Source organism: Luteolibacter pohnpeiensis (assembly GCF_016595435.1).
GTDB lineage: Bacteria > Verrucomicrobiota > Verrucomicrobiia > Verrucomicrobiales > Akkermansiaceae > Luteolibacter > Luteolibacter pohnpeiensis.
Genome location: NZ_JAENIJ010000015.1, coordinates 95,382 through 102,007 on the forward strand (window position 1 = coordinate 95,382; position 6,626 = coordinate 102,007).

Annotated in this window: 5 protein-coding genes; 2 read left to right on the top strand and 3 right to left on the bottom strand. The window is 55.5% G+C overall.

The window, feature by feature from the left end:
* Positions 1-12: 12 nt before the first annotated feature.
* The 3 genes from JIN85_RS21375 to JIN85_RS10975 are packed head-to-tail and all read right to left on the bottom strand — an operon-like array spanning position 13 to position 3,722.
* A complete protein-coding gene (locus tag JIN85_RS21375) occupies positions 13-2,412 on the bottom strand; it encodes a tetratricopeptide repeat protein (RefSeq protein ID WP_200270568.1) in 2,400 nt (799 codons plus the stop codon).
* Positions 2,413-2,453: 41 nt separating this feature from the next.
* Complete coding sequence (locus JIN85_RS10970; RefSeq protein ID WP_200270570.1) at positions 2,454-2,870, bottom strand: ExbD/TolR family protein; 417 nt, start codon at positions 2,868-2,870, stop codon at positions 2,454-2,456.
* 18 nt (positions 2,871-2,888) lie between these two features.
* Positions 2,889-3,722 (bottom strand): MotA/TolQ/ExbB proton channel family protein, encoded by an 834-nt coding sequence (locus JIN85_RS10975; RefSeq protein ID WP_200270572.1) that lies wholly within the window; start codon positions 3,720-3,722, stop codon positions 2,889-2,891.
* Here JIN85_RS10975 and JIN85_RS10980 point away from each other — a divergent pair.
* Both JIN85_RS10980 and JIN85_RS21380 read left to right on the top strand, forming a co-directional pair.
* Positions 3,721-5,466, top strand: coding sequence for an excinuclease ABC subunit UvrC (locus tag JIN85_RS10980; protein ID WP_234047369.1), 1,746 nt, complete (start codon positions 3,721-3,723; stop codon positions 5,464-5,466). The two genes, JIN85_RS10975 and JIN85_RS10980, sit on opposite strands and share 2 nt — an antisense overlap.
* Positions 5,467-5,585: 119 nt before the next feature.
* Complete coding sequence (locus JIN85_RS21380) at positions 5,586-6,344, top strand: hypothetical protein (protein WP_234047370.1); 759 nt, start codon at positions 5,586-5,588, stop codon at positions 6,342-6,344.
* Positions 6,345-6,626: the final 282 nt, after the last annotated feature.

The window sequence follows — 6,626 nt, forward strand, 5'->3', positions numbered from 1 at the left end:
GAAAAGCGATGATCAAGGCGCTTTCCAATCCGGATACTGTTCTTTGAGCTGATCACGGTATTTCTGAGCGGCAGCGGCATCGCCCAATTTGTCTTGAGTCGCGGCCAGTTTGAACAGCGCCAGCGGCCGTAAATCCGAGTCTTCGTGAAAGCTCACCAAAGTCAGGAAATTGGAAGCGGCCTGGGTGAAATCGCCTGCTTTGACGAACAAATCGCCACTCAGCAGCAGCAGTTGCTCCTTGGTGCGACCCTGCGGCCTCATTTGATCCGCCTCATCGGCGACCTTGCGCGCATCGACCGGCTGGTTCAGCAAATAAAGCGCACGGGCCTTATCCACCAATGCATCCGCTTTCCACGCAGGATCCTCTTCCACGTTCAGCACATTGTTTGCAGCTTCCAAGGCGGTCTTGCCGTCTTCGATCTCCAGCTCTGCCTTGGCAAGATACCTCCACACTTCCTTCGGAGTTTCGCGCGGCTCATCTGAGTTCGATACCAACTTCAAGAATCTCGCGGCCGATGCGTATTGGTGGGCATTGAACGCCTGCATCGCCGCCCATTGGATCACTTGATCCGGGATATCCGACTCGTATTTTCCATCAACGGCGAGATTGATCTCATCCGCCAAAGCATCCGGCTGCTGCAGCACGTAATGACAGAATGCCAGCAGGATCCCGGCGTGGGCGCGATAGGTTGCAAAATCGAGTTTCCGGGCTTTCTCAAGATACGCGACGCTTTCCTTGCGCCCCTCTGACTTATCCTTGGCATCTTGCTTGAACAGGCCCCAGCCGATCCAGTAATTGGCTTCCGCGAGGAGCTTGTCGCTGAGATTATCCACATTTCCCAGCAGCCCTTTGTAGCGCAGGACCATGTCGTTGATGTTATTCTCGCTGCGGCGGAGCCTGGCGGATTCCAGCCACGCCATGGAGGCATACTCATCCTTGATGCCTGCTGCAGTGATTTGATCGAAATCGATGATTGCTTTCGCCGATTGGCCAAGCGCGACATGAGCCATCGCCCGTTTGGCCACTGCCGAACGAACCCGACTGTCTTTCGGATACTTCTCAATGAAATCCGTCAACGATCGGATCGCCCCTTCCTGATCGCCTGCTTCAGCAAGGCACCATCCGCGCTGGTAATAAAGGCCAGCTTGATTCTCAGGCAGGAGGTATTCGGCTTTGATTTTCGGGTAAACCTTTGCCGCCTCTTCCGCCTGACCACTGTCGTAAAGACTCTCCGCCTTGATCAGCAAAGCTGTCTGGACTTTCCGGTCATTTGGACGCGAATCCTGATAAATTTCCAAAAACGCATCCACCTGCTCCGGCACGTGATGGCCCTCAATCTGGAAAAAGCAGTAAATGCGGTAATACGACGCCTCGAATGCCAGATTGCTTTCCGGGGGCACGATGGTCTCGATCTGCCGGAACAATTCCAGCGCGCGAGTCGGATTCTTCAACTCCATGTAGGATTTGGCCGCAATCATCAAACGCGCCGCTTCCTTCTCGCCTTCCGCTGCTTGGCTGCTGCGGCTGAACAATTGCACCACTTCCTTGAATTTTTTCTCCTCGAATCGGTTCCGCATCAAAGTCACCTGAGCATCAGCCACGAAGTCCTCCATCCCCGGAGTGCTCATGATCAATTGCAGGTATTTATCCGCCAGATCCGGTTTTTTGAGCAGGGTCGCCGCTTGCGATGCCCCCAACGCCGCTTCGCCACGGGTTTTTGCCAGATAGGTTGGGGAATTGATGATGGCCTCAAACATCTTCAGCGCATCATCCGCCTTGTTCTTTTTCAGCAAAATTTGCGCGACGGCGACTTTTGCCTCAGGCGCGAACAAACCGCCCGCTGGATCGTCGATTACTTTGCGAAAACTCGTGAGTGCGTCGGAATCGCGTCCGAGCAAGCGGTAACAACGGCCCGCATAGGTGTTTCCACGAGGACGATCCTCCGGCTTGGATGGATTTTCCGCGTATTTCTCGAACAACGGAGCGGCAAACGCGTATTCGCCTTTATGATAATGGTCCGCTGCCAGCGTGTAGGCTGCTGCGCCTACGGCAACGCCCGTTCCATAGCGGTTCAACACCGTGTGAAAGCAGCGTTTCGCATCCTCAACCATGCCGGTCTGGTAATAACAACTCCCGAGATAAAACCAGGCGAGCTCCGCGTTCGAATCATCCGGAAATGTCGAAAGATATTGGCTGAAAATATCAGCCGCACGCTGCAACGCAGCCGCTCGACTCTGCTGATCGGGCCTCGCCTGCGCTGCATCGTAGAGATTTTTCCCCCGTTGGTAAAAATCCTCAGCCGCATTCGGCTGCAGAGCCTGATCCGGCTCCACGGGCACCGCGCGCGGTGGTGCCTGCGCCGCAAGCGGAGCAGCACTTAAAATCAAGGCAGCCAACACTTGAGCTGCCACGAGGGACTTCTCACAAGTCCCGCTTGAGGGTTCGAAGGAAATCACTCGGTTTTCGGTTGTTGGGTCGCAAAGGAAATGTTCCAGATGCCAGATTTCTTGCAGGTATCGATGATTTCGACAATGCGTTGATAAGCGACATTCGAATCGCCGCGCAACCGCACCGGCTGGTTTGGGTGAAGTTTGGCGATGGGCGTCAGTTTGTTCTGCAATTCATCACGCGTCACCGTCTGACCCTCCACCCGGATCGTTCCATCTGCCAGAACGTTGATCATGATCTCCCCACGGGCGCGCTCTTCCGGGACTCCTTCTTCCGCCGTGGGCACGGCAACATTGAGCTCCGTTTCCGACTTCGAAAACTGGAAGGAAATGATGAAAAACCCGAGCAGTAGAAACAGAATATCGCACATCGGCGCCAGCTGCATGGCGACCGGTTCGGCTTGCGGACGAGTGAATTTCATTGCCGGAGAATCGTTCGATTAAATGCCGTGAAGATCGGGCCGCTCGTTCCCCAATCGTCCCTGAACGGGCATTCCGTAGTCCTGTTGGTTCCAATGAGGTGTCGGCGCGGACGAATAGGCAGCAGGTGCCTGACGATCCACCTGGGCATTCAAAAGCGCCATCAAATGGGTCGCACCCGCCTCAAGATCTGAAACATACCGATGCACCCGGCCGCGGAAAATTGCGTAAAATGTCAGCGCCGGAATCGCGATCGCCAAGCCGGATGCGGTCGCGATCAATGCCTCGGAAACCCCCGCCGCCAACTCCATTTGCCGGACACCTTGGGCTCCACCTCCGGAGATTTCGACGAACGATTTGATCATCCCGATCACCGTGCCAAGCAATCCGACCATCGGCGCAATTGCTCCCAGATCGGCCAGATAGGAAATTCTGGAAGTCAAAAGCGACGATTGGCGAGACCCCTCGGACTGCGCCAATTCACGCACCTCCATCATGGTCGCCGCCGGATTTTTGGTCATGAATTCCAGCGCCTTCTGGGTGATGCGGGCAATGCATTCATTTTGCCGATGGCAATAAGCCACCAAGCCCAGATAATCGCGTTTCCGGATCATCGCCTCGGCGGCATTCATGAACCGATCGCTGATCACCGCATTTCGACGAATTGTCAGCAGGTAAAAAAGGATCAACAGAACTCCCAGCACCGAAAGCAGCGACAACACGTACATCATCGGGCCGCCGCCTGCCAGAACCTCCAAAAAGTTCTTTTGCAGCGGAGCAGCACCTGCTTCCTGGGCGGAAGAAGAAAGCGCGGAAAGAAAAAATCCCGCGACGGTCGAAAGACAGCTCTTCATGAAGATAATCGTGAGTCTAGCCCCCACTGCGGCCAACGCAAGCACGGGATCATTCACCATTTTCAACGCACGCCTACCGCGTGATGTTTCATCGCATACCGCATGGAAAATCGATTCGGATTTGAAATCCCACCCATCCGGCAGTTTCATTTCACCACTCGAAATGCCCGCCGCCAACCCGAAAGCCAAGCTCCGCGAAGTCCCGCACCAGCCCGGAGTTTACCTGATGAAAGACCGCCTCGGATCGATCATTTACGTGGGGAAAGCGCGTGACCTGAGAAAGCGGCTGTCGTCGTATTTCATGGCTTCGAGAAAAACCCGCTCCGACCTGAAAACCCGGGCGCTGATTGACTCCATCCACGATTTCGAATTCCACATCGTCCGCAACGAACAGGAATCGCTGCTGCTGGAAGGCAAACTCATCAAGGACTACCGGCCGCGCTACAACATCTCGTTTCGCGACGACAAACGTTTCCTACTGGTAAAAATCCGAATGGAAGACGCCTGGCCGCGATTTTCCACCACACGGATGAAAAAAGACGACGGCTCGCGCTATTTCGGCCCGTTTCCTCACTCCGGCGCACTGCGCGAAACGATCTCCTGGCTGAATCGCAGCTTCGGCCTCCGGGTTTGCCGCCCGGCCATCCCCAACGAATCGACCTACCGCCACTGCAATGCCGACATCATTCGCAATTGCAGCGCGCCGTGCATCGGCCGGATCGACCGCGATGCTTATCTTGCTAAAATCGACGATGCCTGCCGCGTGCTCGAAGGAAAAGGCAAACGCGAATTGTTCGATACCCTGCGCACCGACATGGCCAAGGCTGCGGAAAATCTGGATTTCGAAAAAGCCGCCAATCTGCGCGACATCCTGCAGAATCTGGAAAAAACCCTTAGCCCGACCCGCCAATTCGCCCGCGGGCGCGGTGTTCCCACCACCGTCAAACCTCTGGAAGACCTCGCCGACCTCGGAGAAAAACTCGGCCTTCCCGCCCCCCCACGGGTCATGGAGTGTTTCGACATTTCCAACGTTTCCTCCAATCACATCGTCGCCTCAATGGTCCGCTTCACCGAGGGCGCGCCCGACAATCAAAATTACCGCCGCTACCGCATCCGCACGGTCGAGGGGCAGGATGACTTCGCCTCGATGGCGGAAGTCATCCGCCGCCGCTATTCGCGGATCCTCATGGAAAATGCGGCTGCCAATCCCGATGCCGAATTTTCCCAGGAAAATCCGGTCGAAGCCCAGCGTCGGCTGGCCCGCGAAGGCCGGGCAAAAATTGTGCTGCCCGACCTGGTGATCGTCGACGGCGGCAAGGGCCAGCTCGGCATGGCGGTGCGCGAACTGCGGACGCTCGGACTGCACGACCTGCCGGTAATCGGCTTGGCGAAGCAGCGCGAGGAAGTCTTCGTCCCCGGAGAAAGCGATCCGATTCTCATCCCCCACGACCAAGGCGCGCTCAAGTTGTTGCAACGCATTCGTGATGAAGCCCACCGCTTCGCCAATGGCTACAACGCCCTGCTCTACCGCCGCCGGATGAAAGAAAGCCTACTCGACGACGCGCCCGGTATGTCTCCGCGCCGCAAATCCCTGCTTTTGGAAAAATTCGGCAGTGTCGAGCGGGTCAAGAAAGCCACCGCCAAGGAAATCGGCGCCTTGCCCGGAATTTCCGAGAAATTTGCCACCGCGCTACTCGAATGGTTCGAGGAAAACTCCACCCCTCGCGGTCGCAATTCCACCTAGGCAAGTTTGAGGACGGAGCCGCGCTGCCAATTGCGCATCATAGGGCGATCTGGATTGACGGAATCGGCAGAAACACGTCCATTTCCAGCGGATTTTGTTCGATCCATACCCCGTTACCTATGAAAATCAGAAACCTCGTTTGTGCAGTTTCCGGACTGTTCCTCAGCGCCATGGCCGCGAATGCCGCGACCGTGTCGTTCTCCGCATCAAGCATTGACCCATCCAGCACCGACTTCCTCGATACTTCGGGAACGGTTCTCAGCGCGGTAAACTTTGCTCCGGCAAACTCGGAAACCTACTCATCCACCAATCCTGACACTGCCGTCACTTTGAGTGGAATTACCTTCACTCCCGTTTCCACCACATCGGCTGCGTCCGGAACCTATTTCACCACCAACTCCTCCAACCGGGACTCCAACAGAATCAGCAACGTGACCTACGATAACACTGAGCTTTACGGCTTGGTTTACTATGGTCTGATCACCGGTTCGAATTCAACCAATATGCAGTTCAACCTGACCAACCTCACCGTCGGTCAGTCTTATCTGGTTCAATTCATCTACTCATGTAGCGGAAACCGACCCATCCAGCTCGCCGCCGGCACATTCAGTGTCGGTTCCGTTGCTACCAGCGGCACCGGAAGTGATGGAAATTCCGACGTCTATAGCTATGGCGAAACAAATGGAGCTCTCTTGTTAACTGCCACTTTCACCGCCGATTCGACAACCGAGCTTTTCACCATGTTATCGAACACGACCGGCTCGAACTCCCGCGTCACCCTTTCCGGTTTTGTAATTTCAGAAATCCCTGAGCCATCTGTCGCACTCCTCGGTGCACTTGGAGGGCTTGCATTGATTTCTCGCCGTCGCCGCGCGTAATCACTGCCGCGATTCCCAATCCAATCTTCCAAGCCGCCGACTTTCACCAGTCGGCGGCTTTTTTATAAGATCGGGTCATGAAGAAAAACCATCACAGCTGAGAACATCATATCTCGATTCCAAGACAAACGACAGCATTGCATCATTACTTAGACCGATTGCCAGAACTCATTTCCGATTGAGATTCGGAAGTGAGCATACGGAGCTCACGGTTCGCGGTTGATCGAGAAGCGTTTGGAGTGAAGTCAATAGCTTGTCAGTCAGCGCAACTCCATCACTGGT